The sequence below is a fragment of the Mycobacterium sp. KBS0706 genome, assembly GCF_005938675.2.
In the GTDB taxonomy this organism is placed as follows: domain Bacteria; phylum Pseudomonadota; class Alphaproteobacteria; order DSM-16000; family Inquilinaceae; genus Inquilinus.
Map to the genome: position 1 here is coordinate 60,260 of NZ_VCCH02000010.1, position 25,418 is coordinate 85,677.

Sequence of the window (25,418 nt, forward strand, 5' to 3'; positions counted from 1 at the left end):
TCGGCCCTGGGTGATCGTTCCGTGGGGCATGCTCATGCTCTGCGCATTCAAAGTCCAGCTTGAAATAGTAAGATCATGGGTGTAACCATGATGTATGCATGTCTGTCAGTAATAATTGATGGCTGAAACATGATCACCTCGGCTCAGCTGCGGGCGGCCCGGGCCCTGCTCGGCATGGACCAGCGCACACTGGCCGACTTGTCCGGGCTTTCACTGCCGACCATCCAGCGCATGGAAGGAAGCGGAGGACAAATTCGCGGCAACGTCGACTCGCTGGTGAAGCTCGTGGGCGCCCTCGATACCGCGGGGATTGAGCTGATCGGCGAGGGCATGGTGAGCCCTGCTGGTGGCCGTGGGGTCCGGTTGCGGGGAAGCGGAGAACGCTAGATGGCCATCGGCGCAGCTGTGTCGTGCGTGGCGATCCTGCTCGGCTTCGCCGTCTGTGCCGTCGCCGGAGCACGCAGTCGATTCGCCACACCTGTCATCTACGCCGGCTGCCTTGCGACGTCCGTCGCCTTGGCCGTGCTTAGCGTCACGCACCTGCTATCTGGCGCTGCGGTGTCCGACACCTTGATCCTGCCGCTCGGCCTGCCCTGGACCGGAGCGCGGTTCAGGATCGATAACCTGTCCGCGCTGTTCCTGACCATCGTCGGTTTCGGCGCCGCGGCGGCCAGCCTGTACGGCCTTGGCTATGGCCGCCACGAAGAGGCGCCGCACCGCGTGCTGCCCTTTTTCCCGGCCTTCCTGGCCGGCATGACCCTGGTGATCCTCGCCGACGACGCCTTCAGCTTCCTCCTGAGCTGGGAGTTCATGTCGCTGACGTCCTGGGCGCTGGTGACGGCGCACCACCACGACGGCGAGAACCTTCGCGCCGGCTACGTCTACCTGCTGATGGCGAGCTTTGGCACCCTGGCGCTGCTTATGGCCTTCGGCCTGCTCGCCGGGGCCGAGGGCGGCTATGCCTTCGAGGCGATCCGCGCCGCCGGCCGTCCGGGGTGGGTGGCGGCGGCGGCCCTGATCCTGGTGCTGGTGGGGGCCGGATCGAAGGCCGGGCTGGCGCCGCTGCATGTCTGGCTGCCGCTGGCCCATCCGGCGGCACCGAGCCACGTCTCCGCGCTGATGAGCGGCGTCATGACCAAGGTCGCGGTCTACGCCTTCATCCGCATCGTGTTCGATCTGCTCGGCCCGCCCGATTGGTGGTGGGGGGAAGTGGTGCTCGCCATCGGAGGGCTGACCGCCGTGCTGGGCGTCCTGTCGGCGCTGATGCAGACCGATCTGAAGCGGATTCTGGCCTACAGCACGATCGAGAACATCGGCTTCGTCTTCGTCGGCCTCGGCCTAGCTCTGGCGTTCCGGGCCAACGGCATGGAGGCGGCGGCCGCCCTGGCCCTCACCGCCGCCCTGCTGCACGGCGTCAACCACGCGGTGTTCAAGTCGCTGCTGTTCTTCGGCGCCGGCGCTGTGCTGACGGCGACCGGCGCGCGCGACCTCGAGCGCCTCGGCGGGCTGATCCACCGGATGCCGGTGACGGCGCCGGTGATGCTGGTCGGCTGCGCCGCCATCTCGGCGCTGCCGCCGTTCAACGGCTTCGTCTCCGAATGGCTGACGCTGCAGGCCATCCTGCTCAGCCCGGAGCTGCCGCAATGGGGACTGAAGCTGATGGTCCCCGCGGTCGGCAGCCTGCTGGCGCTGGCCGCGGCGCTGGCCGCCGCCTGCTTCGTCCGGGTCTTCGGCATCGCCTTCCTCGGCCGGCCCCGTTCCGAGGAGGCCGCCAGGGCGCGGGAGGTCGACCGCTGGTCGCTCGGCGCCATGGCCGGCCTGGCCGGCCTCTGCCTCCTCCTCGGCGTCCTGCCCGGCCTGGCGATCGACGCGCTGGCGCCGGCGGTGCGCGGCCTGGTCGGGGCGGAGATGCCGCGGCAGACCGCGGTCGCCTGGCTGTCGATCGTCCCGGTCGGCGAAAGCCGCAACTCCTACAACGGCCTTCTCGTCTTCCTCTTCATCGCGGTCTCGGCCTCGCTCGCCGCCTTCGCTATCCACCGGCTGGCCTCCCGCGCCCTGCGCCGGGCGCCGGCCTGGGATTGCGGCTTCCCCGATCCCAGCCCGGCGACGCAATACAGCGCCGGCAGCTTCGCCCAGCCGATCCGTCGGGTCTTCGGCTCCGTCGTCTTCCGGGCGCGAGACCACGTCGAGATGCCCCCGCCCGGCGACCTGCGGCCAGCCCGGCTGCGGGTGGAGGTGCATGACGTGATCTGGGATCTGCTCTATGCGCCGGTCGCCGGCGCCGTCGCGCTTCTCGCCGACCGGTTCAACCGCCTGCAGTTCCTGACCATCCGCCGCTATCTCAGCCTGGTCTTCCTCATGCTCGTGGCGCTGCTGCTGGTGCTGTCGATATGGGCGTGATCCTCGACCTCGCGGTGCAGGGCCTGCAGATGATGCTGGTGCTGCTGGCGGCGCCGCTCCTGACCGGCTTCGTGCGCAAGGTTAAGGCACGGCTGCTGCGTCGCCGCGGGCCGCCGCTGCTGCAGCCCTATCGCGACCTGATCCGGCTCTTGCGCAAGGAGGTGGTGCTGGCCGAGCACGCCTCCTGGCTGTTCCGGGTGGCGCCCTACCTGATCGTCGCCGCCACCTGGGTCGCGGCGGCGCTGGTGCCGACCTTCGCCCGCGGGCTGGCGTTCAGCTGGTCGGCCGACCTGATCGCGATCATCGCGCTGCTCGGCAGCGCCCGCTTCTTCCTGGCCCTGGCCGGCATGGACATCGGCACCAGCTTCGGCGGCATCGGGTCCAGCCGCGAAGCCATGATCGCCACCCTGGCCGAGCCGGCCCTGACCATGATCGTCTTCACCCTGGCCCTGGTCGCCGGCTCCACCCAGCTGTCGACGGTCGCCGGCATGATGCTGTCGCCGGAGGTGGGGCTGAGGGTATCGCTCGGGCTCGCGCTCGTCGCCCTGATCGCGGTCGCGATCGCCGAGAATGCGCGGATCCCGGTCGACAACCCGGCCACCCATCTCGAGCTGACCATGGTGCACGAGGCCATGGTGCTGGAATATTCCGGCCGGCACCTGGCGGTGATCGAGCTTGCCGCGTCGCTGAAGCTGCTGCTCTACATCTCTCTGATCGCCTGCGTCTTCGCCCCCTGGGGCATGGCGCCGTCCGGCGCCGGCCCGGCCGCCTATGCCGTGGGCATCGCCGCCTATGCCGGCAAGCTGGCGGTGGGCGGCTTCGCCCTGGCCGTGTTCGAGACGGCGGTCGCCAAGATGCGCGTCTTCCGGGTGCCGAACTTCCTCGGCGCGGCGCTGATGCTCGGTCTGCTCGGCACGCTGCTCCTGTTCGTCTCGCGGAGCCTCTAGATGAACGGCCTGACCTTCGACGTCGCGCATCTTCTCGCCGGCGGCCTGGTTCTGGTCAGCTTCATGCTGCTGTACCAGGACCGGCTCTACGCCCTGCTGAACGTCTTCGCCATCCATGCCCTGGTGCTCTCGCTCTCGGTCGCGTGGCAGGCCTATATCCAGGACGCACCGCATCTCTATGTCACCGCCGTGATCGCGCTCCTGTTCAAGGCGATGATCATCCCGGTGGCACTGCACCGGATCGTCGCCCGGCTCGGCATCCATCGCGAGATCGAGCCGGTCGTCGGCATCGGCCTGACCATGCTCGCGGGGATCGGGCTCGTGGCCCTCTCGATGGTGATCATGCTCCGGGTCACGGCCAACGCGGATCCGCTGGCCCGACAGGACCTGGCCTTCGCGCTCTCGGTGCTGCTGCTCGGCCTGCTGATGATGGTCACCCGGCGCAACGCCGTCAGCCAGGTGGTCGGCTTCATGTCGCTGGAGGACGGCCTGGTCCTCGCCGCCGCCGGCGCCAAGGGCATGCCGCTGGTCGTGGAGATCAGCGTTGCTTTCTCGATCCTGATCGCCTTCATCGTCATCGGCGTCTTCCTGTTCCGCATCCGCGAGCGCTTCGACACGGTGGACGTGCAGGCGCTCGACCGCTTCCGGGGAGAGCGCCGATGACGACACTCCCGGCCAACCCCGTGCTTCTTGTCCTGCTGATCCCGATCGGGGCGGCGGCGCTCCTGGCCCTCCTGCCGGGCTACCGGCTGTCCGCCCGGCTGAACGTCCTGGCCAGCTTCCTGACCCTGCTGTCGGCCCTGCTGCTGTTCCTCGGCAAGCCGCAGCCCGGCGCCTATCTCCTGGTCGATGACCTCAACATCGTGTTCGTCGTGCTGAACACCTTCGTCGGCTTCACCACCAGCCTGTTCAGCGCCAGCTACATCGCGCATGAACTGGAGACGGGGCGGCTGACGCCCGGCCATCTGCGCTTCTACCACGCCATGTACCAGGCGATGATGTTCGGGATGAACCTGGCCCTGGTCGCCAACAACATCGGCTTGATGTGGGTGGCGGTCGAGCTGGCGACCCTGACCACCGTGCTGATGGTCGGCCTGTACCGCACGCCGGAGGCGATCGAGGCGGCCTGGAAGTACTTCATCCTCGGCAGCGTCGGCATCGCCATGGCGCTGTTCGGCACCATCCTGGTCTACATGGCGGCGCAGCCGGTCGTCGGCGAAGGCCTGGAGGCCATGGTCTGGACGGTGCTGATCGACCGCGTCGCCGCCTTCGACCCGGCGCTGCTGAACCTCGCCTTCATCTTCCTGATGCTCGGCTACGGCACCAAGGTCGGCCTCGCGCCGCTGCATGCCTGGCTGCCCGACGCCCATGCCGAAGGCCCGACGCCGATCTCCGCCGTGCTGTCGGGGCTTCTGCTCAACGTCGCCCTCTACGCCGTGCTGCGCTTCAAGATGCTGCTGGCCGCCCATCCGGCGGCGATCGCGCCGGGGCCGCTGATGGCGGTGATGGGCCTGGCCTCGCTGCTGTTCGCCGGCCTGATGCTGTACCGGCGGCGCGACATCAAGCGGCTGTTCGCCTACAGCTCGATCGAGCATATGGGCATCATCACCTTCGCCTTCGGCATGGGCGGCCCGCTGGCGAACTTCGCCGGCCTGCTGCACATGACGATGCACAGCCTGACCAAGTCGGCGATCTTCTTCGCCGTCGGCCATATCGCCCAGGTCAAGGGCACGCAGAAGATCGCGGAGATCCGCGGCCTGACGGAAAGCCACCCGGTGCTCGGCTGGGGGCTGGTGACCGGCGTCGTCGCCATCGCCGGCCTGCCGCCGCTCGGCGTCTTCATGAGCGAATTCCTGGTGGTCAGCTCGACCTTCGCCCGCGAGCCGCTGCTGGCGGTGCCGCTGGTCCTCGGCCTGCTCATCGCCTTCGGGGCGCTGCTGCTGCGCGTCCAGGGCCTCGCCTTCGGCGAACCGACCGGATCCTCCGCGCCGATCCAGGCCTCGACCGTGCCGATGCTCGGCCATCTCGGGCTGGTGCTGGCCGCGGGCCTCTACCTGCCGCCGCCGCTGACCGCCTGGTTCCAGCACGTCGCCGGCCTGCTGGGCTGAGGGAGACAAGAAGCATGCCTGCGCTGGCCGACATCATTCTTGCGGGGGACAGAACCGAGACAGATCCGTCGTGGATGCGAGCCGTCGTCGATACGGAGCTGTGGGAGGCCGTCACAGAGTGTCTGGCGGAGGGGGCATGGACGCTGCTCGGGCTATGGGGCGAGCAGGGCCTCGTCCATATGGCGGTGCTCGATGAACCGGCTTCCGACCTCGCCGTCATCAGCCTGAAATGCCCGGACGGCCGCTTCCCATCAGTCGGCCGGCGTCACCCGCCGGCGATCCGGCTGGAGCGAGCGGTCTGGGACCTGTTCGGGCTGGAGCCGGTCGGCATGCCGGACGCCCGGCCGTGGCTCGACCATGGCCGCTGGGGTCTGCACCAGCCGCTCGGTGGCCGGCGACCGGCCCTCGGTGTCGAACCCTATCCCTTCCTGCCGGTCGAGGGCGAGAGCCTGCATCAGGTCCCGGTCGGCCCGGTGCACGCCGGCATCATCGAACCTGGGCATTTCCGGTTCACGGCGAATGGCGAAACCGTGGTCCGGCTCGAAGCCCGCCTCGGCTATGTCCATCGCGGCCTCGAAGGGTTGATGGCCGGCGCCGAGATAGACCACGCCGCCCGGCTGGCAGGCCGGGCCTCCGGAGACAGCACCGTCGCCTACGCCAGCGTCTTCGCCCGGGCGGTCGAAGCGGCTCTCGACGTGAGGATCCCGTTCCGCGCCGCCTGGCTGCGCGCCCTGATGCTCGAGCTGGAACGTCTCGCCAACCATCTCGGCGACATCGGCGCCATCTGCAACGACGCTGCGTTTGCCTTGATGCATGCGCATTGCGGCGTGTTGCGCGAACGCGTGCTGCGCGCCGCCGGCAAGGCCTTCGGACACCGCCTGATGATGGATCGGGTCGTGCCGGGCGGCGTCGGTTTTGACCCCGACAGCGACGGGCTCGAGGCGCTGGCCGCGCTCGTCGACGAAATCCGGCTGCACTTCCCACCGCTGGTCGAGCTCTACGACAACACCGCCTCGCTGCAGGATCGCACCGTCGCAACCGGCATCGTCGCACCCGCCCTGGCGCGGCGCTTCGGGGCCGGCGGCGTCGTCGGGCGGGCGTCGGGCCGCCGCTTCGACGCGAGGCAGGCTTTTGGCGATGCGCCTTACCGGATGCTCTCCTTCGATGTTCCCGTACTGAATGAGGGGGACGTCGACGCCCGTGTCAGGCTCCGGATCCGCGAGGTCGAGCAGAGCCTGTCGCTGATCACCCAGATCCTGGAACGGTTGCCCGCAGGCCCGGTCCGATCCGAGATCCCGCGCCGGGCCGGAGAGGGCCTCGCATTGGTCGAAGGCTTCCGCGGCGACGTGTTCGCATGGGTCCGGGTCGATCGCGCCGGGTTGGTCCTGCGCGGCCATCTGCGCGATCCATCCTGGTTCCAATGGCCGCTGCTGGAGGCCGCGATCGAAGGCAACATCGTCGCCGACTTCCCGCTCTGCAACAAATCCTTCAACTGCTCCTATGCGGGGCACGACCTTTGAGGACGCCATGCGCCGGCACCTCTTTCAGGGCCTCATTCGGCCCCCACTCACCGATCCCCCGCCATCCTTGGATGATCCGGAGCTCGCGGCTCTGGCCGCGCACCTCGACGTGGCGGCCCGGCGGCGTCTCGGGCGCAGTCTGTCACTTCGCGAGGTCGATGCCGGCTCCTGCAACGGCTGCGAGCTGGAAATCAACGCCCTGAATAACGCCGTCTACGATCTTGAGCGGCTCGGCCTCCGCTTCGTGGCATCGCCGCGGCATGCGGACGTGCTCTTGGTAACCGGCCCGGTCACGCACAACATGCGCGAGGCGCTCGAGCGCACGCATGCGGCCACGCCGGCGCCGAAATGGGTGGTCGCGGTCGGCGACTGCGCGGCAGGCTGCGGCCTCTTCGCGGAGTCATACGCGACAGTCGGCAGTGTGGCCGCCGTGCTGCCGGTCGATCTCCACATCCGGGGCTGCCCACCGGATCCGACGGCCCTGCTCAAGGGGTTGCTCGCGCTGATGGAGGGCGGCGGTTCCCCGGGACCGACGCCGTGAGACCGCTGGGCACCATGGCTCTGGCCGAGGGTTTCCATTACGTCGCGGCGCCGCGCTGGAAAGACGATGCGCTGTGGATGTCCGACACCGTCGGCGGCAAGGTCTACCGGCTCGATCTGGCGGGGCGGGCGCAAGTGGTGGCGGACGTGCCACAGCGACCGGCTGGCTTGGCGTTCTTGCCGGACCGGAGCCTGCTGATCGCCTCGGTCCGCGACCGTCGCATTCTTCGACTTCAGGACGGTAGGCTCGAACAGCACGCCGGGCTTGGACCGCTCAGCGGTGAGCCGGGCGACATGGTCGTGGATGAGGCGGGCCGGGTGTACGTGGCGACGTTCAGCTTCGCCTCCCGATCCGAGGCCGGGTTCGACGAGGCGGCGATTGTTATGGTGCGCCCGGACGGGTCGACGGAGATCGTTGCCCGCGGCTTCGAGTTCCCGAATGGCTGTGCCATCCTCTCGAGAGAGCAGCGTCTCATCGTCGCCGAGACGTTCGGTCAGCGCCTGACCTCCTTCGCTGTAGCCGCCGATGGACGTCTTAATGACCGCCGGACCTTCGCCGAGATCGGAACGGTCGCTCCTGACGGCATCTGCCTAGATCAGGATGGCGCCGCCTGGGTGGCCGCCTCCGGCCGCGGCGAATTCCTCCGTGTGGTCGAAGGCCGGCGGATCACCCATCGGGTCGAGACGCCGGGCCGCCAGGCCGTCGCCTGCACCCTCGGCGGCCCGGGCGGGCGGATCTTGTTCTGCCTGACAGTGGCCGAGCAGTTCGAAGACGTTCCGGGATGCCCGGCGACCGCGAGGGTCGACATCGCCAAGGTCGCCATTCCCGCGCAGGGGACATGGGATGCCTGAAACCTTTGCCGATCCTGCGGCCGCTCAATCGGGCCGCTCCCGAAGCTCCAGGACTGAGATGGATATCAGCAAGATCCCCGCCGGCCGGAACCCGCCCTATGACGTCAACGTCATCATCGAAAACTCGGTGGGCGGCTCGCCGGTGAAGTACGAATTCGACGAGAGCGCGGGCGTCATGGTCGTCGACCGCATCATCCACACGGTGATGACCTATCCGGGCAACTACGGCTTCATCCCTCACACCCTTTCGGGCGACGGCGATCCGGTCGACGTCATCGTCATCGGACGCCATCCGATCATCCCCGGCGCGGTGCTGCGGGTCCGCCCGATCGGTGTGCTGCTGATGGAAGATGAGAAGGGCGAGGACGAGAAAATCCTGGCCGCCCCCGTCAGCAAGCTGAAGCCCGACTACGACGACGTGCACAGCCACGAGGATCTGCCGGGCGACCTGTGGCAGCAGATCGCCCACTTCTTTGCCCATTACAAGGACCTGGAGGACGGAAAATGGGTACGGATCGCCGGGTGGGAGGGGCCCAGCAAGGCCGCCCAGATGATCCTGGCCGGCATCGAGCGAGCTACGGCACGGGACCCCGCCGCACCATGACCCCCAGCGCGCGGCGTCGCCGTCCGCCGAGTCTCCCGGTCACCACGCCAGAGCACGGCCACCTTTGGCGTTCTATCCATTCTCTTTCACCTCTGGAATGGCCGGGCGGTCAGGCAACGCCCACGCCGTAGTGGAGCGCGATGCTCGCAGCCGAGCAGGCTGTGAGGGTCCACATCACGCCGAGCTTGAGCCGGAACAGGCAGAGGCCTGCGACCGCCGCGAGCCCCAGCGCCCACAGATCGAGGCTGCCCGGCACCGGCGCAGCGAAGGACAGCCCCAGCCCCTGCACCTGGACGGTCTCGCGGAACAGGACATGCAGCGCGAACCAGACCGCCAGGTTGGCCACCACGCCGACGATGGCCGCCGTGACCGCCGACAGGGCGCCGGACAGCTTGCGGTTCTCCTGCAGCCGCTCGATGAGCGGCGCGCCCAGGAAGACGAACATGAAGCACGGCAGGAAGGTCACCCAGACGGTCAGCGCCGAGGCGATCACCCCGCCGGGAACGCCCGACAGGCTGCCGGGCGCGCGATAGCCGGCCAGGAAGCCGACGAACTGCAGCACCAGGATCAGCGGCCCGGGCGTCGTCTCGGCGAGGCCGAGGCCGCTCAGCATCTCCGGCGCGCTCAGCCAGTGATAGCTCTGGACCGCCTGCTGCGCGACATAGGCCAGCACCGCATAGGCACCGCCGAAGGTCACGACCGCCATCTTCGAGAAGAACAGCGCGACATCGGCATAGGCCCCGCCGACCGGCAGCAGGGCCAGCACCGGCAGCAGCCAGAGTACAGCGGAGGCGAGGCCCGCAATCCGCGCGCCGCGGGCAAGGCGCCCGGCACGGCCCGGATCGGCGCCAAGCACGGCGTCGAGGAGCGCCGGCGGCCCGTCCTTGGCCTTTCCATGCGCCCCGCCGGCGAAGTGGCCGGGGACGAGGGTCCCGATCAGCGCGGCGACCAGCACGACGATCGGAAACGGCACGTTAAACAGGAACAGCGCGGCGAAGGAGACGCCGGCGAGCGTCCATGCCACGCGGCCTCTCAGGGCCCGACGCCCGATCCGGAGAACGGCCTCAATGACGAGCAGCAGAACGGCGCTCTTCAGCCCAAAGAACAGCGCGGCGATGACAGGGACCGTGCCGAACACGGCGTAGATCACCGACAGCGCCAGCATCACCCCGGCCCGGAAGGCCCCTCCACCCTGTTCGCAGGCCGTGTTCTCCCGTTTGACGAGAAGGCGGGACTCGTTTGGGCGAGACTCATGGCCGAAGGCACGGCGGCGGGGCGCCCACGCAGCGCGCTGGACACCATCATCGCCGCGGTTGCCGAGGCGAATGGCTGTGTCGTCGTGACGGACAACGACGGGGACTTCGTCGGGGTCGAGGTTCTGAACCCGTTGCGAAGCACGGGGTAACCGCAGGCCGGCTCGATTTCCTCGGGTGCCATCGTGGTGTCAAGCTGAAGCAACAGTTCGCGGCATCCATAAGCAGACCGCCTGCGCCAGACTCCTGACGGCCGCTCCGGCGGGCTGCTTACCCACAGCTCCTGCACCACCTGGTGGGACACGACCTCGAGAGCGGCCATCGAACACCCGCCATCGACCCGATCCGGAGCCGCGCTGCATCAGCGCGTCCTCACCGCGGCCGCCCAATCCAGCACGGTGTCTCGATCCAGGGCGGTAGGCTGCCGCTCCTGCGGGCTGCCGGCCAGATGGCGGGCGAGGGCATGTCGGAGGGCTGACGCGACCGGCCGCCGGTCGAGATCGCCCGCAAGGTCGATGCCGCTGATGACGAGTCGGCCGCGCCCGATCCGGCATTCCGCCAGAAGCGCGAGGTCTCGGTTCGAATTCCAGTCGTCGACGACGCGGACGATCGGCGACAGGCCAAGCCCGCCCAGATCGAGCGCCGCGCGGCCATGAACCAGCTCCCACCAATGCCAATCGGACGTGCGGCCGCTCGGGAACGCGCTGAAGATCGGATGGTCCCGATCGATCAGGAGGCCGAGTGTGTGCGGCGGCTGGCGCCGGGTCCACAGCGTGTTCCAGAACACGGTCGTGAAGCCGAGGATGCTGTCCTGCCGGATCGCCTTCGGATCGGGCGACCAGACGATGGTCTCGCCAGCCTCGATCCGGCGGAGGATCGCCTCATCCAGATCCGACACGATGTCGAGCGGGGCCGCATGCCCAGCCGTCTCGAAGACCCAATAGCCCCAGCGGTTGCGGTATCCGGTTCCGGCGAGCTCGAGCAGGAGCTCGTAACGGCCCTGGGCGAGAGCGTCGGTCTCGATCCTGAGATCGCCGAGCCGGTGAAGGTCCCCGGTTGCGAGCCTTGGGGCCTGGATCTCGCCCTGGGCGACGGCCTTGCCATGGTCGTCGGCGAGGGACCAGCGCAGCACGCCACCCTCGATGTCCGCCGGCCCGAACTGTGCCATCTCGACAGCCGCCAGGATCGGCTCGCCGCGAGTCACGACGAAGCGCCCGCTCCTGACCAGGGGCACGACGGGGGCGCAGAACTCGCGGAACGCTGCGGGCGAGACATAGGGCTTCTCGTCCCAGAAGGCGTCGACGACGCCGACCAGCGCCGTGCCCTGGCCCGGGAAATCCTGCAGGCCGAGCAATTGGATGCCGGCGAAATCCTTGGTCCGCAGCGCGCTCTCGATATCTTCCTTGTACAGCTTCGTCTGCAGGCTGCCGCTCGCCATCATGAAATCCCTGGCGAGGCCCAGCATGTCCTTCCCGGCAAGGCCGTCGCGGACCCGGATGAAGTTCCGCGCCTCGACCACGCCTCGATACTTCTCGATCTCATCGAGGTCCGGGAAGACGCACCATTGCCCCATCTCATGCGTCACCAGCGGCATGTCGACCGCATCGCGATAGGCGCTCCAGTCGGTATTCGTCTCCAGCGCATGCGCGTTGAGCCGCCCGGCGAGGCCCTCGCCCCAGCGCTGCGATCGCGGCTCCGGCTTCGAAACGAAATCGGCCTCCGCGATCGTCGGCCAGCCGGAGCAGCCCGTGTAGAGCCGGCGCGGATCGGCTTCGCTCCAATGCGCGACCCAGCGCGACAGGAAGGCATGCAGCCCCGGGCCGTGCGGCTCGTTGCCGACCGCCATCATCACGAAGGAGGGGTGGTTGCCATAGGCGCGGATGATCCGCTCGGATTCCTCATGAATGAAGCGATCGAGATTGGGGTCGGAGCCGAGCACGGCCCAGACCGGTGTCTCGACATGGAGCAGCACGCCCATCTCGTCGGCCGCGACGAAGGCCGCTTCGGGTGGGCAGTAGGAATGGAAGCGCACGTGGTTGAGGCCATAGGCCTGCACGGTCGAATAGACCTTGCGCCAGCCGTCGACATCGCAGGGCGGATAGCCGGTGAGCGGGAAGATGCAGCAATCGAGCGTGCCGCGCAGGAAGACGGCGCGGCCGTTCAGGCGCAGGCGCCGGCCGTCGCGGGTGAAGGCGCGGATGCCGAAGCTGGCCTCGCGCCGGTCGACCGGGGCGCCGTTCCGTGACCATTCGACATCGAGCCGGTGCACGGTCGGCGAGAACTCGTCCCAAAGGCCCGCTGCGTCCGGCAGATCGACGGACATCGAGATCGGCGTGAAGCCGCTGCGGATCGTGACCGGCTGCTCGACGACCAGCGGCTCGGCGATGCCGGCGAGATGGAACCGCAGGGTCAGCCGGTCCTCGGCCTCCCCGCTCCAGAAGGTCGGGTGGTGGATGTCGGTGTCGAACGCGTCGAGCTCGATGTCGATCCGCGCCTGGCGCGTCGGGGCATGAATGGCGACGCGGCCGATCGCGCCGGCCGAGGCCTCGATCCGCAGCGAGCCGACGACGCCGTTCCAGTTGGTCTGGGTGTGGTCGGTGTTGGAATGGGCGACATCATCGACGCCCGTATGCCTGATCGCCTCGCCGACGGCCTCGATCCGCGCATTGTCGATCATCAGGACGAGGCGATGCGGGCCGGCCGCGAGCCTGCCGAGCAGGAAGCGGTGCTCGGTCGAAAGGCTGCGGTCGCGGCCGATCTTCACGCCGTCGAGCCAGGCCGTCACCTCGCCATGCGGCCGCTCCAGCACGAGCTGGTGATACAGCCCTTCCGTCGCGACCTCGAAGGACCGGCCATACCAGGCGCGGCCGACATAGGGGTGGCGGCGCGAGAGATGCGCCATGGTGGCTTCCGGATTGGCCGGCGCCTTCCGGGCCTCGTCGACGCTGCCGGGGAGGGCGATCGTGTCGCCGAGATCGCGGTCGAACCACGCCTCCTTCAGGCCGCGATGATCGGGATCGAGCGCGAAGGACCAGGTCCCGGCGAGGGATGTTTCGAACAGCATCGTCACTCCGGATGATCAAGAAACAGGAGCCGGGCCGACCTCACATTTTTGCCTTGATCTCGGCCTCGGCCTGCGCGAGGGCCGCGTCGATCGGCTTGCCGCTGGTCACCACGGCATTCACCGCGGTCTCCACCGCCTGGGAGGCGATGGCATCGAGCGGGTTGGTGGTCTGCGGCACCATCTCGGCCTGCACCTTGGCGAAGATCTCGTTGGCGTTCTGGCCGTCATAGTAGGGGTCCTGGAAATTGATCCAGGGTGCCGTCCCAGCCTGCATATAGGCGGGGTAGAGATCGCCCTTCTCATATTGCAGCTTCAGGCTGGTGTCGTTCATGGCGATCCATTTGACCAGCGCCCAGGCCGCGTCCTTGTTCTTGCTCGTCTCCAGCACGCCCAGGAAGTCGCCGCCCCAGTTGAAGGCCGAGACACCGTTCTCCGCGGCCGGCGCCGGCACGACGCCCCATTTGCCGGCATCTCCCGGCGCATAGGCACTCTTCAGCAGCCCGCCGAACCAGTTGCCGACGACAATGGTCGCGATCTGGCCGCGGGCGAAGGCGCCCTGCCATTCCGGCGTCCACATGGCGAAGGGCGAGATCAGGCCGGCATCGCGGGCTTTCGCAACCAGCTCGAAGGCCTGCCTGAAGACCGGGCCGCCGACCTGCAATCCGCCGTCCTTGTCGAAATAGGAGACGCCGTGCTGCGCGATATAGGCGCGGACCAGCTCGTTGCCCGTCCCCACCATCCAGCGCTCGTTCGGCTTCGCGATCTTCTTGCCGGCCTCGATGAAGGCATCCCAGTCCTTGAGCGTCGCCGCGAGCGCCTGCGGATCGCCGGGGAGGCCGGCCGCCGCGAAGAGATCGCGCCGGTAGAAGACCCCGCCCGGACCCGTGTGCTTCGGCAGCGCGAAGATGCGGCCGGTCGCCGGATCCTCGATCTTGGACCAGGCGAAGGGCGCGAATTCGGCCTTGAGCGCACCGGCGTTGAAGGGCGGCTTCGAGAGATCGGCGAATTGCTGCTTGTCGCTCAGCTGCGCGACATTGTTGATCTCGACCATCGCGATGTCCGGCCCGGTGCCGGCGAGAAGGGCCGAGAGCAACTTGTTCAGATAGGCGTTGTTGCCGGACGGGAAGCCCTGGATCCGGACCTTGATGTTCGGATAGGCCTTGTTGAACTCCGGCAGCAGCGACGTCAGCGTCCGGTCGTTGTGCGGCCAGGTCCACAGGCTGACGGCGCCCGAGATTTCCGTGTTCGGCGCATCCTGTGCCGACGCGGCCTGAAGGCTCGCGGCGAGGGCGAGCGCCGCCGCCATGATGGTCCAGCGTCTTGTCATTTCGGATCCTCCCTTCGATCGGTCATGACTTCACGGCGCCCCCGGTCAGGCCGCTGATGAACTGGCGGCTCAGGAAGGCGAAGAGCATGAAGACCGGCACGAGGCCGATCATGGTGGCCAGCATCACCGCCGGCAGATCGGCGAAATAGATCGAGTTCAGCGAGGTCAGCGCCAGCGGCACCGTGAACTTCGTCTGGTCGGTCAGGATGACGAGCGGCAGCTGGAAGTCGTTCCAGGTGCTGATCAGCGTCCAGACGCCGAGTGCCGCGAGGCCGGGCCGGATGATCGGCAGCACGATCCGGAAGAACACCGGGAAGGCGCCGGCGCCATCGACCTCCGCCGCCTCGTACAGCTCATGCGGCACCGTGCCGGAGATGTAGGTGTACATCCAGATCACGCCGAAGCCCGAGGCCAGTGCCGGCACGATCAGCGGCCAGAAGCTGTCGAGCCAGCCGAACCAGTTCATCTCGAGGAAGAACGGGATCAGCGCCAGCGACGGCGGGAAGAACAGCGTCGCGAAGGCGAGGAGCAGCAGCAGCTGATGGCCCTTCGCCCGGCGATAGCGCGCGAAGCCGTAGCCGGCGAGCGCGCTGACCAGGACCAGGCCGGCCGTCTTCGGCACGGCGACGATCAGGCTGTTCACCAGCGGCGCCAGCGGCTCGTAGACCGCCTGGATGCGGGCGAAGTTGTCGAAGACGGCATCGCCGAAAAACACCGGCGGCGGGAACTGGAAGACCTCCTCCAGCCGCCGCGTCGCCATCACGGCGGTCCAGTACAGCGGCAGGACGAAGACGAGGGAGAAGATCCCGAGCCCGATGGTGACCAGGATATTGGCGCGCCGCTCGTGCCGGGCGAGGAAGCCCGCCATCACGCGGTCCCCGCCGACATCCGCCCGAGCAGGCGATGATAGAGGATCGTCAGGAGCGTGATCGCGGTGAAGATGTACCAGGACACCGCCGAGCCGAGGCCGAAGTCGAAATTGGTGAAGGCGGTCGCATAGAGATACATGCCGAGCGTCGTCGTGGCGTTGTCGGTGCCGCCGGTGCCCGCGGTGAGCACGAAGGGCTCGTCGAAGATCTGCAGCCCGCCGAGCGTCGCGTTCGTGATCGAGAAGGCGAGCGTCGGCAGCATCAACGGCACGGTCACATGCAGGAAGATCTGCACCCGGCTGGCGCCGTCGATCCGGGCCGCCTCGTGGAGGTCGCGCGAGATCGACTGCAGGCCGGACAGGAAGATGATGAAATGCCAGCCGGTCCAGCGCCAGACGACCAGCAGGACGACGAGCGGCTTGATCCACGCTTCCGAGCCGAGCCAGTCGAAGTAGAAGGGCTCGCCCGCGATCGCGCCGATCACCGTGTTCACGATGCCGCCATTCGACGAGAACATGACCCGGAGAATGACGGCCGAGACCGCCGGCGCGACCAGGAGCGGAAACAGGAAGACGATCCGGAAATACTGCCGGCCGACCACAACGTACTCGTTGACCAGGACGGCAAGCGCGAAGGCCAGCGCCACGGTGGCCGCCGCCGAGGCGATCCAGACGACGAAGGTGTTCCAGATCGCCTTGCGGAACACCGGGTCGTCGAGGGCGCGCAGGTAGTTGTCGAGGCCGACGAATTCCGGCCGGCCGAAGCCGTCCCAGCGATTGAAGCCGAGATAGAGCGAGAACAGGACCGGGAAGAGGCTGAAGACGGCGAAAATGACGAAGAACGGCGCCACGGTCGCATAGAAGGCGCGATCCCGCTTGGACCAGCCGCCGGACAACGGAAGCGCTGAGGCGCTGCCAGGCCGCATCCTCCCTGTCCTCCTTTTATCGGATCGTTGCCTATTAAACATCCGATATTTGATCGGCGGTCAACCCCTGGATCGATCTCTCAGCGCAGGCTATGATGGGCGATGGACCATTAATCCGGGCTTTCACCACCGGTTTGACGCTTGCGCATAGAATTTTCATGCCGATAATAAATCAGACAAGAGCGAAGGAGCCTTCGTGAAGATCACCGCCATCCGGACGCGCATCGTCAATGCCGAGATGCGGAACTGGGTTTTCGTGAAGGTGGAGACCGACCAGCCGGGTCTCCATGGCTGGGGCGAGGCGACGCTCGAATGGAAGACCCGGGCGGTGGTCGGCGCGATCGAGGATCTGGCGCCGCTGATCGTCGGCCGCGATCCGCGCGACATCGAGCAGGCGGTGCGCGCCATGAAGAAGCAGTCCTTCTGGCGGCTCGGCGCGGTGGCGATGAGCGCGATCTCGGGGATCGAAATCGCGCTGTGGGACATCCTGGGCAAGGAGCTCGGCGTGCCGGTCTGGCGCCTCCTCGGCGGCAAGGTGCGCGACAAGGTCGGCGTCTACACCCATCTCGGCCTCGGCGATATGCGCGCCGTCTATGAGACGCTGGAGGTCGATCCGCTGGTCGAGCGCGCCTGCGCCGTGGTCGAGGGCGGCTATCGGGCCTTCAAGGCGGTCTTCATCCCCTACACGCATTTCCATGCGCCGCTGCCGGAGATCGACAAGGTGGCGCGCCTGATGGATGCGCTGCGGTCCGCCGTCGGGCCGGAGGTCGAGATCATGGTCGACTTCCACGGCCGCCCGGCCTCGGTCGGCGCGGCGCTCGCCTATGTCGACGCGCTCACGCCGGGCCGGCCGATGTTCGTCGAGGAACCCTTGCCGCCCGGCGACACGACCGGCCTCGCGGCCATAGCCGCCCGGACCTCGGTGCCGATCGCGACCGGCGAGCGCCTGGTCGAGCGCACCGAATTCACCGACCTGGTCACCAGCCGGGCGGTGAGCGTGATCCAGCCGGACATCTGCCATTGCGGCGGCCTGCTCGAAGGCAAGAAGATCGCGGCGATCGCCGAGACGTTCGGGATCGGCGTCGCGCCGCACAATCCGCTGGGGCCGATCGCCGGCGTCGCGGCGCTGCATTTCGCCGTGTCGACGCCGAACCATGTGATCCAGGAGGAGATGGTCGGCGCCGTGCCCTGGTATTTCGATGTCGTGCAGGGCCCGATCCGGATGATCGACGGGTTCTGGCAGGTGCCGGACGGGCCCGGCCTGGGGATCGAGGTCGATGAAGCCGAATGCGCACGCCATCCCTTCGCGCAGGAGGTGATCCACACGCAGCACGCCGTCCTCGGCGACGGCACGATCGTGGATTGGTGAGATGGCGCAACGCCTCGAGGACAGGGTGGCGATCGGCGCCGGAGCGGGAGGGCGGACGCTCTCGAAGCCCCGCATCCACGGCCAGGTGGTGCGCGCGATCGCGATCCGCATCCTGTCGGGCGAGTTCAAGCCCGGTTCGCTGCTGCCCTCCGAAACCGAGCTCTGCGAATCCCTGAAGATCAGCCGGAGCGCGCTCCGCGAGGCGATCCGCGTCCTCTCCGCCAAAGGGCTCGTCCGCACGCGTCCCCGGGTGGGCACGCTGGTGCGCGAGATCGAGGATTGGAGCCTGCTCGACCCGGACATGCTGGAATGGTCGATGGCTTGCCCGCCCAGCCCGGAATTCGTCCGCAGCCTGCTCGAGGCCCGCCGCGTGATCGAGCCCGCCGCGGCCCGCTTCGCCGCGCTCCGCGCCTCGGCCAGGGATGTCGCGGAGCTGGAAGCCGCCTATGAACGCATGGAACGGACGCCCGAGGACCTCGTCGCCTTCAACGAAGCCGATGTCGATTTCCATCGCGGCCTCCTCCGGGCCAGCCACAATCTGATCTTCCAGCAGATGTGGACGACGATCAGCGCCGCCCTCGCCTATTCCTTCCGCATCTCGACGGGGCAGGCACGCTCCCCGGCCGACTCGCTGCCGTTTCATCGCGAGGTGGTTGAACGCATCCGCCTGCGCGATCCCGAAGGCGCTCATTCCTCGATGTCCCGCCTCCTCGACATCGCCGCCCTCGACCTCGCCCTCTTCATGGACGGTTGAGAGAGGCTGGCAATCGGACCCCGGCTCCGGGCCGGCGGTCAGCCGAGCGAGATCACGGCCGTCTCGTCGCCGAGCTCCCGGGCGGCCGCATCCGCCACGTGCTGGTGGTGGGTGAACACCACCATCTGCACCCGGTCGGCAATCGCCGCCAATGCCTTCAGGCCGTGCGCCGTCCGCGCCTCGTCGAAGCTGGCGAAGATGTCGTCGACAACGAACGGCGCCGGCTCCGCCCGGTCGGCATAGGCATCGAGATAGGCCAGGCGCAGCGCGAGGTACAGCTGGTCTCGGGTGCCCTCGCTCATGCCCTCGATCGGAATTGTCCGGCCGTCCGGACGGTGTCCGACCAGGCGCGGCGTGTCGCCGTCGTCGAACTCCTGGACCACGCCGTCATAGGCGCCGCCGGTCAGCATCGCGAACAGGCCCCCGGCCCGGGCCAGCAGCGGATCCTCCTGGCTGGCCCGATGGCGCTCGACCGCCGCCCCGATCATCAGCGCTCCGATCTTGCGCACCGCCCATTCGCGAGCCGTCTCGACCAGCTCGGCTTCCGCATTCCGCCGCTGCTGTGCCGCGACTTCGGCGCCGACACCCTGTTCCAGCTCGGCGCGGCGGCGCAGGGCCCGGTCCTGCTCGGCGAAGGTCTCCTGGGCGGCATGGTCCAGGCCCTCATCCTCCTGGGCGAGACCCTGCAGGCGGGCCTCGGCGGTATCGGCGTCGAACGCGGCCAGGGCGGTCCGCAGCGACGCCTCGTCCAACCCATCCGATTGCAGCACCAGCTGCGTCCGCTGATCGGCGATCGCAGCCGCCAGGCCGTCCCGTTCTGTCCACCGGGCAAGCACGAGGCCGAGATCGAGACCCGGCGGCAGCTCGGCGGCGAGCTCGTCCCGGGTCCGCTCCGCCTCGGCCAGGGCGCGCCGGGCGTCGACGCCGGCGCGATCCGTCCGCGCCAGGTGCTCGATCGCAGCGGCGCGTCGGCTGGCCGCGTCCCGCGCCGCCGCGACCCGCTCGTGCAGGATGGTCACCGCGGCATCCGCCGGCAGGGCGGCGAGATCGGGCGCCAGGCGGGAGATCAGGTCGCCGGCGCGCGCTTCGAAGGTTGCGATGTCGCGATGCAGGCCGGCGACGCGCCGGGCGCGATTGTCGCGTTCCCGCAGGGCTGCGGGCACTTCGCGCCAGACGGCCAGGGCCGCCTCCGCCCCATCGATCGATGTCGACAGCGCCTGGCCGATGCCCGGCGTCGCCTCGGCCCAGAGGGCGGTCCAGGCCTCGAGGCCGGCGGCGGTCTCGACCTCGGCGGCGCGAAGCGCTTCGACGCGGCGCCGGCCGTCATCGATGCGCGCCGCCAGGCCACGGGCCTTGTCCCAGCCATTCGCCAGCTCCGCGAGGTGCTGGCGGAGGCGGTTCGCGACCAGCCCCGGCTCCAGCGGGTCGAGCGCGGGCAGGCCGGATTCCGCAGCAATCGCCTGCAGGGTGGGGACCACGTCGCGCACCATCCGGTCGATGGCCGCCACCCGGTCGCGCTGGGCTTCGACGGCGTCGCGGCGCTGCAGCAAGGCCTCCACCGCGGTCAGCCAGCCGGTCATCTCGGCCGGCGTGCCGGGCGTGACCGCAAGGCCCGTCCACAGGCCCTGCCAGTCCGCCGCCGCCTCGCGCCGGCGCGTCTCCAGGACCGCCAGGCGATCCTGCGCCGCCGCGGCCTGCTGCCGGGCCAGGACCAGGTTCCGGGTCTCGACCGCGTGCTCGCCGACACGCGCCGCATCGGCCTGCGCCTCATCCGCCAGCTGGTCGGCCTCGGCCGCCAGGCGTTCGAACCGGGCGACGGTGCTCGCCAGCGCGCCGCCATGCGGAGCACCGGATTCTCCGAACAGGGTGCCTCGCAATTGCTCCCACTCCCGGTCACGGTCCAGGCGAAGGGCCGCGATGCGCTCAACCGACGGCACCGGCCGGCTGGTTGAAAGGGCCTCGAGCTTCGTTTCGATGGAGGTGGCGGTGGCCGCCGCCGCGGCGATCTGATCCCGTTCGCGCCGCTCCTGCGCGGCCAGCTCGTCCTGGAGGCTGCGATGCCGTCCGATGGCCTCCGCCCCGGGACGGGGCGCGGAGGCGGCGGCATCGAGATCCGTCACCGGCGGCAGCAGCCGGGCCGCGGCCTCGGCCAGGCTCCGGCGCTCGGTCCGGATCTCCCGGTCGAGCTCGGCCCGGCGGTCGAGCTGCTGCAGGACGGGCTCGATCGCGCCGAGCCGCTGCTGCAACGGCCGCGGATCGCTGAGGCCGCCCTGCTCGGCCTGCTGGCGCTCGAGCTCGACGAGGGTCGCCGTCTCGCGCTCGATCGCGGCGTGCTGCCCGCGCCGGGTCTCCGCCAAGGCTCGGCCGTCGGCGATCAGGCGCTGCAGCTGCGCCTGTGCCGCGTCGGTGGGCTGGACTGTCTCGACCGCCCCGGGCTCCTGGCCGAGCCGGCCGGCCAGGGCGGCCAGGGTCTGCTCCAGATCGTCGAGCTCCGCCTGGATGCGGGGCAGGTCGCGCCGGCTTGCGGCATGGCCGCCGCTCTCGCCGAAGATCTGCACGACCTGGTCGGCGGCACCGGTCAGCGCCTGATCCACGACGATGCCGTCGAGGTCCTGTTGCGCCGTGGCCTGGTCCGCCTGCGCCCGCCGCAGCCTGTCCTCGGCCTGGGTGACGGCGTCGAGGCTGTCGCGCAGCGCGTCGGCGGCGCCGCGAGACAGAAGCGGCAGGTCGGCGAAGGCGTCGAGCCGGAGGAGATGCTCGTCGAGCAGCCGCATCAGCGGGCCGACCCGTTTCAGCCGCAGCAGCTGCGATCGCGCCGCGGCGATGTCGGCCCGCTGCGCCTTGATCTCGGCGAGGCGGGCGGCGAGGCCGCCGATCGACTCGTTGAGCGCCTTCCAGTCGCCGGCCCTCAGCTCGCGCTCGCGGATCGCCTTGCGCGCGTCCTCGAAGCGATCGAGCGCCTGGTAGAAGCGTCGGTCTTTCGACGCGCGGGGGGCGAAGATGCCGTTCGCCTCGTCCTCCAGGCTGCGCCGCAGGTCGCTCAAGCCCCGCAGGCCGGAGGCCGCGGCGAACAGGCTGGCGCCGGCCTCGCCGTCGCTGCGGAGCATGTCCTCGGCGCCACGGCGCAAGGTCTCGGCGTTCAGCCCGAAGGCGCGGCAGAACACGTCGCGCGTCAGGCTGCCGAGATAGGGCAGCAGGGCGTCGTCGGCGATCGGGCTGTCGTCGGGCCCGAGCAGGGTGTTCTTGTTGCCCTTGCGCCGGCGGAAGGCGAGCCGGCCGCCATCCCGGGCGATGATCTCGGCGCCGATCCGCAGCTCCTTGCCCTCGTGCAGGAAGTCGTAGCGGGTCGTCCGCTCGATGCCGAACAGCAGGTCGGTGATGGCGGCCAGGGCGCAGCTCTTGCCCGCCTCGTTCGGCCCGTGCACGACGTGCAGCCTCGCCTCCGGCCGGAAGCTTAGCGTCCGGCCGGTGAAGGGGCCGTAGCGGTCGAGGTCCAGTCGCAGCAGGCGCATCGGTCAGCGCAGGGCTGTCGCGCGGGCGACCAGCATCGCCCGGGCCTCGTCCAGCAACGCGCCCAGATCCGCGGCGAGCGGCGGCCCGTCGCTCGCGAGTCCGCCCGGCAGCTTGCCGGTGACGGTGGCGACCAGCTCGGCCGCCCGCGCCTGGAACTGCGGATCCTGCTCCAGGCCGTCGAGCAGGGCGGAGAGGTCGAGCGAGGCCAGGGCGTCGTCGGCCGCGGGGTGGGGATCCGCCGTCCCGATCCGCAGGCGTTCGAGCCAGATGTCCTCATGGATCCGGTTGGCGGCGGCCTGGACCTCGTCGGCCATCCGCCCCGGATCGGCGGTCAGCTGGCGGTGCAGTGGCGTGCTGCCGGTCAGCCGGACGCGCAGGGCCAGCAGCCGCCCCTTGGCCGCCGCGGCCTCCGGCGCGATGGCGTCCTCGATGCGTCGCAGGGCGCCGGCCTCATCCTCGATGCCGGTCAGGTCGATGGCGGCGACCGCCCAGCGGGCCCGGTCGAGGGCAAGGCGCGTGGTCCCGACGACATGGCCGTCGGCGACATCGACCAGGATCGCGCCCTTCGGGCCGCATTCCCGGATGCTGCGCCCCTGCAGGTTGCCCGGATAGACGATCCAGGGATCCCGCGACAGCTCCTCATATTCATGGACATGGCCCAGCGCCCAGTACTGGTAGCCGCGCGACGCCAGGTCCGCGACGGTGCAGGGGGCATAGTCCGCATGGCCCGGCCGGCCGTCGCAGGAGGTGTGCAGCACGCCGATATTGACCCAGCCGGGCAGCGGTGCGGGGTAGCCCAGCGCGTAGTTCTCGGGAACGGCGCGGTCGGGGAAGCCGCGGCCGTGCAGGGCGACCTTCAGGCTCTCGATCCTGAACGTCCCGGGGCGGCCGGTCGGGAACTCCGAGACGCAGTCGGGGAGCGAGATGGTCTTGGTCACGACGCTCTCGGCGTCGTGGTTGCCTTTCAGCAGGAACAGCGGAATGCCGGCCCGGTCGAGCCGCGCCACCTCGCGGTTGAAGAACAGGCCGATCGACGTATCGCGCCACTCGCCGTCATAGACGTCGCCAGCGACGACGACGAAGGCGACCTTCGCCTCGATCGCCCGGGTGACCAGGTCGGAGAACGCCTCGCGGCTGGCCGAGGCGAAGCGCCGGGCCACCTCCGGATCCTTGAGGCCGAGGCCCGTCAGCGGACTGCCGAGATGCAGGTCGGCTGCATGCAGGAACGTGAATCGCATTGGTCCACCCTACGGGCCCGCCCGGCCGCCTTCAACGGCATCGCGCCGGCCGCGCCATCATGCCCAGCCGGCCTCCGCCATCATCGCCACCGGGCCGTTCTCCCGGGCCGTCCACAGGGCCAGCCCGTCGCCGTCTTCCGTGGCGTGCAGGATCATCGGGTCGCCGTCGAACAGCGGCGACAGGCTGCGGAAGGCGAACCGCGCCGGCGGCGTGCCGCGGATCCCGGCCGCGAAATGGAGCAGCAGCGTTGCCTGCAGCGGCCCGTGCACGATCAGGCCGGGATAGCCTTCGACTTCGGTGACGTAGCGGCGGTCGTAATGGATGCGGTGGCCGTTGAAGGTCAGGGCGGAGTAGCGGAACAGCAGGGGCGCGGAGGCATCGATGCGGCGCTGGTGGCGGCCGGATTCGGCCGCGGCGGGGGCCTTCGCCGCGCCGCCGTCGAGACCGCGATAGACGATGTCCTGCCGTTCCTGCAGCAGCGGCCGGCCCTTCCCCTCGATGGTGTGGTCGACGGTGACGAAGCACAGCGGCCCGGTGCGGCCCTCCTTGGCCACGACATCGGCGATGCGGGAGACGCGCCGCACGGCATCGCCGACCCGCAGGTCGCCGTGGAAGGTCACGCTGCCGCCGGCCCACATCCGCCGCGGCAGCGGCACCGGCGGCAGGAAGCCGCCGCGCTGCGGATGGCCGTCCGGGCCGAGCGCCGCCGTCGGCGCGGCCGGCTGGGCCAGGCAGAAGTGGAGCAGGCGCGGCGCGGCCTCTCCGGCCTGCTGCGGACCGCCGGGGAGATCGAGCGTCGCCTTGAACTTGCGGACGAGATCGGCGGTGACGATGTCCTCCGCCACTTCCTCGCGTCCGATCCAGGAGCGCAGGTGATCGATGTCGAGGGTGGCCATCAGAACGACCTCGGCAGGCCGAGCACATGCTCGGCGACATAGCTCAGGATCAGGTTGGTCGAGATCGGCGCCACCTGGTACAGCCGGGTCTCGCGGAACTTGCGCTCGACGTCGTATTCGCAGGCGAAGCCGAAGCCGCCATGGAACTGGATGCAGGCATTCGCCGCCTCCCAGGACGCCTTGGCCGCCAGATACTTCGCCATGTTTGCCTGGGCGCCGCAGGGCTGCTGGGCGTCGTAGAGGCGGCAGGCCTCGAAGCGCATCAGATTGGCCGCCTCGACCTCGATGAAGCTTTCGGCGATCGGGAACTGCACCCCCTGGTTCTGGCCGATCGGCCGGCCGAACACCACGCGCTCCTTGGCATAGGCGGTGACCTTGTCGATGAACCAGTAGCCGTCGCCGATGCATTCGGCGGCGATCAGCGTGCGTTCGGCGTTCAGTCCGGTGAGAATGTATTTGAAGCCCTGGCCCTCCTCGCCGATCAGGGTCTCCGCCGGGATCTCCAGCTTGTCGAAGAACAGCTCGTTGGTCTCGTGGTTGACCATGTTGGGGATGGGGCGGACGGCCATGCCCTTGCCGACCGCCTCGCGCAGATCGACCAGGAAGATCGACAGCCCCTCGGACTTCGTCTTCACCTGATCCAGCGGCGTGGTGCGGGCCAGCAGGATCATCAGGTCCGAATGCTGGATGCGCGAGATCCACACCTTCTGGCCGTTGACGACGTAGCGGTCGCCCTGCCGCACCGCCGTGGTCATGATCTTCGTCGTGTCGGTGCCGGTGGTGGGCTCGGTCACGCCCATCGACTGCAGCCGCAGCTCGCCGCTGGCGATCCTCGGCAGGTAGAGCCGCTTCTGCTCTTCCGACCCGTGCCGGACCAGCGTGCCCATATTGTACATCTGGCCGTGGCAGGCGCCGGAATTGCCGCCCGCCCGGTTGATCTCCTCCATGATGATCGACGCCTCGGTCAGGCCGAGGCCGGAGCCGCCATATTCTTCGGGGATCAGTGCCGCCAGCCAGCCGGCCCTGGTCAGAGCGTCGACGAAGGCCTCGGGATAGCCCCGCGCCTGGTCGACCTCGCGGTGGTATTCGGGTGGGAACTCCGAACAGAGCGCCCTCACGGCGTCGCGGATGTCCTGGTGGTCGCCGCCGGTGGTCGTGTGCATTCCTGGGATCCTCGGCCTGCGGGGTCCGGCTTGGTCGACGGATGATGCCGCATCGGGTCGCGAAGCAGGAAGCGA

21 protein-coding genes are annotated in these 25,418 nt (G+C 69.2%); 12 read left to right on the forward strand and 9 right to left on the reverse strand.

The genetic code is table 11. The features are described from left to right. Positions 1-129: 129 nt before the first annotated feature. The 9 genes from FFK22_RS07550 (at position 130) to ppa (ending at position 8,971) form a co-directional block, all read left to right on the forward strand. Complete coding sequence (locus FFK22_RS07550) at positions 130-387, forward strand: helix-turn-helix domain-containing protein (RefSeq protein WP_138888169.1); 258 nt, start codon at positions 130-132, stop codon at positions 385-387. After that, the gene (gene hyfB / locus FFK22_RS07555) at positions 388-2,400 is read left to right on the forward strand and encodes a hydrogenase 4 subunit B (protein ID WP_138888170.1); all 2,013 of its coding nucleotides are present in this window, start codon (positions 388-390) and stop codon (positions 2,398-2,400) included. Then, the gene (locus tag FFK22_RS07560; protein WP_221938459.1) at positions 2,397-3,347 is read left to right on the forward strand and encodes a respiratory chain complex I subunit 1 family protein; all 951 of its coding nucleotides are present in this window, start codon (positions 2,397-2,399) and stop codon (positions 3,345-3,347) included. Before hyfB ends, FFK22_RS07560 begins: the two co-directional genes overlap by 4 nt. Continuing rightward, a complete protein-coding gene (locus FFK22_RS07565; RefSeq protein ID WP_138888172.1) occupies positions 3,348-4,010 on the forward strand; it encodes a hydrogenase-4 component E in 663 nt (220 codons plus the stop codon). Beyond that, positions 4,007-5,455 (forward strand): hydrogenase 4 subunit F, encoded by a 1,449-nt coding sequence (locus tag FFK22_RS07570; RefSeq protein WP_138888173.1) that lies wholly within the window; start codon positions 4,007-4,009, stop codon positions 5,453-5,455. Before FFK22_RS07565 ends, FFK22_RS07570 begins: the two co-directional genes overlap by 4 nt. 74 nt (positions 5,456-5,529) lie before the next feature. Next, on the forward strand, positions 5,530-6,975 hold the full coding sequence (locus FFK22_RS07575; RefSeq protein ID WP_221938460.1) for an NADH-quinone oxidoreductase subunit C: 1,446 nt from the start codon (positions 5,530-5,532) through the stop codon (positions 6,973-6,975). A gap of 7 nt (positions 6,976-6,982) precedes the next feature. Continuing rightward, positions 6,983-7,516, forward strand: a complete 534-nt coding sequence (locus tag FFK22_RS07580) for an NADH-quinone oxidoreductase subunit B family protein (RefSeq protein ID WP_138888175.1) — start codon at positions 6,983-6,985, stop codon at positions 7,514-7,516. Positions 7,517-7,530: 14 nt separating this feature from the next. Beyond that, a complete protein-coding gene (locus tag FFK22_RS07585; RefSeq protein ID WP_138888176.1) occupies positions 7,531-8,367 on the forward strand; it encodes an SMP-30/gluconolactonase/LRE family protein in 837 nt (278 codons plus the stop codon). 58 nt (positions 8,368-8,425) lie between these two features. Continuing rightward, positions 8,426-8,971 (forward strand): inorganic diphosphatase, encoded by a 546-nt coding sequence (gene ppa / locus FFK22_RS07590; RefSeq protein WP_138888177.1) that lies wholly within the window; start codon positions 8,426-8,428, stop codon positions 8,969-8,971. Between the two features lie 109 nt (positions 8,972-9,080). Here the strand turns inward: ppa and FFK22_RS07595 are convergent, their stop codons facing one another. Next, the gene (locus FFK22_RS07595) at positions 9,081-10,136 is read right to left on the reverse strand and encodes a chromate transporter (RefSeq protein ID WP_138888178.1); all 1,056 of its coding nucleotides are present in this window, start codon (positions 10,134-10,136) and stop codon (positions 9,081-9,083) included. Between the two features lie 87 nt (positions 10,137-10,223). Between FFK22_RS07595 and FFK22_RS07600 the strand changes: the two genes are divergently transcribed. Next, a complete protein-coding gene (locus FFK22_RS07600) occupies positions 10,224-10,376 on the forward strand; it encodes a type II toxin-antitoxin system VapC family toxin (RefSeq protein WP_221938461.1) in 153 nt (50 codons plus the stop codon). Positions 10,377-10,585: 209 nt separating this feature from the next. On the opposite strand, the gene FFK22_RS07605 is transcribed toward FFK22_RS07600, so the two are convergent. Genes FFK22_RS07605 through FFK22_RS07620 form a run of 4 tightly spaced genes read right to left on the reverse strand, consistent with a single transcriptional unit; the run spans position 10,586 to position 16,409 of the window. Continuing rightward, complete coding sequence (locus FFK22_RS07605) at positions 10,586-13,288, reverse strand: glycoside hydrolase family 2 TIM barrel-domain containing protein (protein WP_138888179.1); 2,703 nt, start codon at positions 13,286-13,288, stop codon at positions 10,586-10,588. A gap of 40 nt (positions 13,289-13,328) precedes the next feature. Continuing rightward, positions 13,329-14,615: a sugar ABC transporter substrate-binding protein gene (locus FFK22_RS07610; protein ID WP_138888180.1), complete on the reverse strand. Its 1,287-nt coding sequence runs from the start codon at positions 14,613-14,615 to the stop codon at positions 13,329-13,331. A 22-nt stretch (positions 14,616-14,637) separates the two neighbouring features. Continuing rightward, the gene (locus FFK22_RS07615) at positions 14,638-15,483 is read right to left on the reverse strand and encodes a carbohydrate ABC transporter permease (RefSeq protein WP_138888181.1); all 846 of its coding nucleotides are present in this window, start codon (positions 15,481-15,483) and stop codon (positions 14,638-14,640) included. Beyond that, positions 15,483-16,409 (reverse strand): carbohydrate ABC transporter permease, encoded by a 927-nt coding sequence (locus tag FFK22_RS07620; RefSeq protein WP_138888182.1) that lies wholly within the window; start codon positions 16,407-16,409, stop codon positions 15,483-15,485. The genes FFK22_RS07615 and FFK22_RS07620 overlap by 1 nt, the downstream gene beginning before the upstream one ends. Before the next feature lie 196 nt (positions 16,410-16,605). Between FFK22_RS07620 and dgoD the strand changes: the two genes are divergently transcribed. Both dgoD and FFK22_RS07630 read left to right on the forward strand, forming a co-directional pair. Beyond that, entirely contained in the window at positions 16,606-17,778 is a 1,173-nt protein-coding gene (dgoD, locus tag FFK22_RS07625; RefSeq protein ID WP_138888183.1) for a galactonate dehydratase, read from the forward strand. Between the two features lies 1 nt (position 17,779). Beyond that, positions 17,780-18,532: a FadR/GntR family transcriptional regulator gene (locus tag FFK22_RS07630; RefSeq protein ID WP_138888184.1), complete on the forward strand. Its 753-nt coding sequence runs from the start codon at positions 17,780-17,782 to the stop codon at positions 18,530-18,532. Positions 18,533-18,570: 38 nt separating this feature from the next. On the opposite strand, the gene FFK22_RS07635 is transcribed toward FFK22_RS07630, so the two are convergent. Genes FFK22_RS07635 through FFK22_RS07650 form a run of 4 tightly spaced genes read right to left on the reverse strand, consistent with a single transcriptional unit; the run spans position 18,571 to position 25,343 of the window. After that, positions 18,571-22,044 carry a YhaN family protein gene (locus tag FFK22_RS07635; protein WP_138888185.1) on the reverse strand — a complete coding sequence of 1,158 codons (3,474 nt, stop codon included), beginning with the start codon at positions 22,042-22,044 and terminating at the stop codon, positions 18,571-18,573. 3 nt (positions 22,045-22,047) lie between these two features. Then, positions 22,048-23,283 (reverse strand): DNA repair exonuclease, encoded by a 1,236-nt coding sequence (locus FFK22_RS07640; protein WP_138888186.1) that lies wholly within the window; start codon positions 23,281-23,283, stop codon positions 22,048-22,050. A gap of 57 nt (positions 23,284-23,340) precedes the next feature. Next, positions 23,341-24,180: a MaoC family dehydratase N-terminal domain-containing protein gene (locus FFK22_RS07645; protein WP_138888187.1), complete on the reverse strand. Its 840-nt coding sequence runs from the start codon at positions 24,178-24,180 to the stop codon at positions 23,341-23,343. Continuing rightward, a complete protein-coding gene (locus tag FFK22_RS07650; RefSeq protein WP_138888188.1) occupies positions 24,180-25,343 on the reverse strand; it encodes an acyl-CoA dehydrogenase family protein in 1,164 nt (387 codons plus the stop codon). Before FFK22_RS07650 ends, FFK22_RS07645 begins: the two co-directional genes overlap by 1 nt. Positions 25,344-25,418 lie beyond the last annotated feature (75 nt).

Excerpts from the sequence above, each read along its gene's own strand:
- FFK22_RS07550 (WP_138888169.1), top strand. The coding sequence starts at position 130 with ATGATCACCTCGGCTCAGCTGCGGGCGGCCCGGGCCCTGCTCGGCATG.
- hyfB (WP_138888170.1), top strand. The coding sequence starts at position 388 with ATGGCCATCGGCGCAGCTGTGTCGTGCGTGGCGATCCTGCTCGGCTTC.
- FFK22_RS07565 (WP_138888172.1), top strand. The coding sequence starts at position 3,348 with ATGAACGGCCTGACCTTCGACGTCGCGCATCTTCTCGCCGGCGGCCTG.
- FFK22_RS07570 (WP_138888173.1), top strand. The coding sequence starts at position 4,007 with ATGACGACACTCCCGGCCAACCCCGTGCTTCTTGTCCTGCTGATCCCG.
- FFK22_RS07575 (WP_221938460.1), top strand. The coding sequence starts at position 5,530 with ATGCGAGCCGTCGTCGATACGGAGCTGTGGGAGGCCGTCACAGAGTGT.
- FFK22_RS07580 (WP_138888175.1), top strand. The coding sequence starts at position 6,983 with ATGCGCCGGCACCTCTTTCAGGGCCTCATTCGGCCCCCACTCACCGAT.
- FFK22_RS07585 (WP_138888176.1), top strand. The coding sequence starts at position 7,531 with ATGGCTCTGGCCGAGGGTTTCCATTACGTCGCGGCGCCGCGCTGGAAA.
- ppa (WP_138888177.1), top strand. The coding sequence starts at position 8,426 with ATGGATATCAGCAAGATCCCCGCCGGCCGGAACCCGCCCTATGACGTC.
- FFK22_RS07595 (WP_138888178.1), bottom strand. The coding sequence starts at position 10,136 with ATGCTGGCGCTGTCGGTGATCTACGCCGTGTTCGGCACGGTCCCTGTC.
- FFK22_RS07600 (WP_221938461.1), top strand. The coding sequence starts at position 10,224 with ATGGCCGAAGGCACGGCGGCGGGGCGCCCACGCAGCGCGCTGGACACC.
- FFK22_RS07605 (WP_138888179.1), bottom strand. The coding sequence starts at position 13,288 with ATGCTGTTCGAAACATCCCTCGCCGGGACCTGGTCCTTCGCGCTCGAT.
- FFK22_RS07610 (WP_138888180.1), bottom strand. The coding sequence starts at position 14,615 with ATGACAAGACGCTGGACCATCATGGCGGCGGCGCTCGCCCTCGCCGCG.
- FFK22_RS07615 (WP_138888181.1), bottom strand. The coding sequence starts at position 15,483 with ATGGCGGGCTTCCTCGCCCGGCACGAGCGGCGCGCCAATATCCTGGTC.
- FFK22_RS07620 (WP_138888182.1), bottom strand. The coding sequence starts at position 16,409 with ATGCGGCCTGGCAGCGCCTCAGCGCTTCCGTTGTCCGGCGGCTGGTCC.
- FFK22_RS07630 (WP_138888184.1), top strand. The coding sequence starts at position 17,780 with ATGGCGCAACGCCTCGAGGACAGGGTGGCGATCGGCGCCGGAGCGGGA.
- FFK22_RS07635 (WP_138888185.1), bottom strand. The coding sequence starts at position 22,044 with ATGCGCCTGCTGCGACTGGACCTCGACCGCTACGGCCCCTTCACCGGC.
- FFK22_RS07640 (WP_138888186.1), bottom strand. The coding sequence starts at position 23,283 with ATGCGATTCACGTTCCTGCATGCAGCCGACCTGCATCTCGGCAGTCCG.
- FFK22_RS07645 (WP_138888187.1), bottom strand. The coding sequence starts at position 24,180 with ATGGCCACCCTCGACATCGATCACCTGCGCTCCTGGATCGGACGCGAG.
- FFK22_RS07650 (WP_138888188.1), bottom strand. The coding sequence starts at position 25,343 with ATGCACACGACCACCGGCGGCGACCACCAGGACATCCGCGACGCCGTG.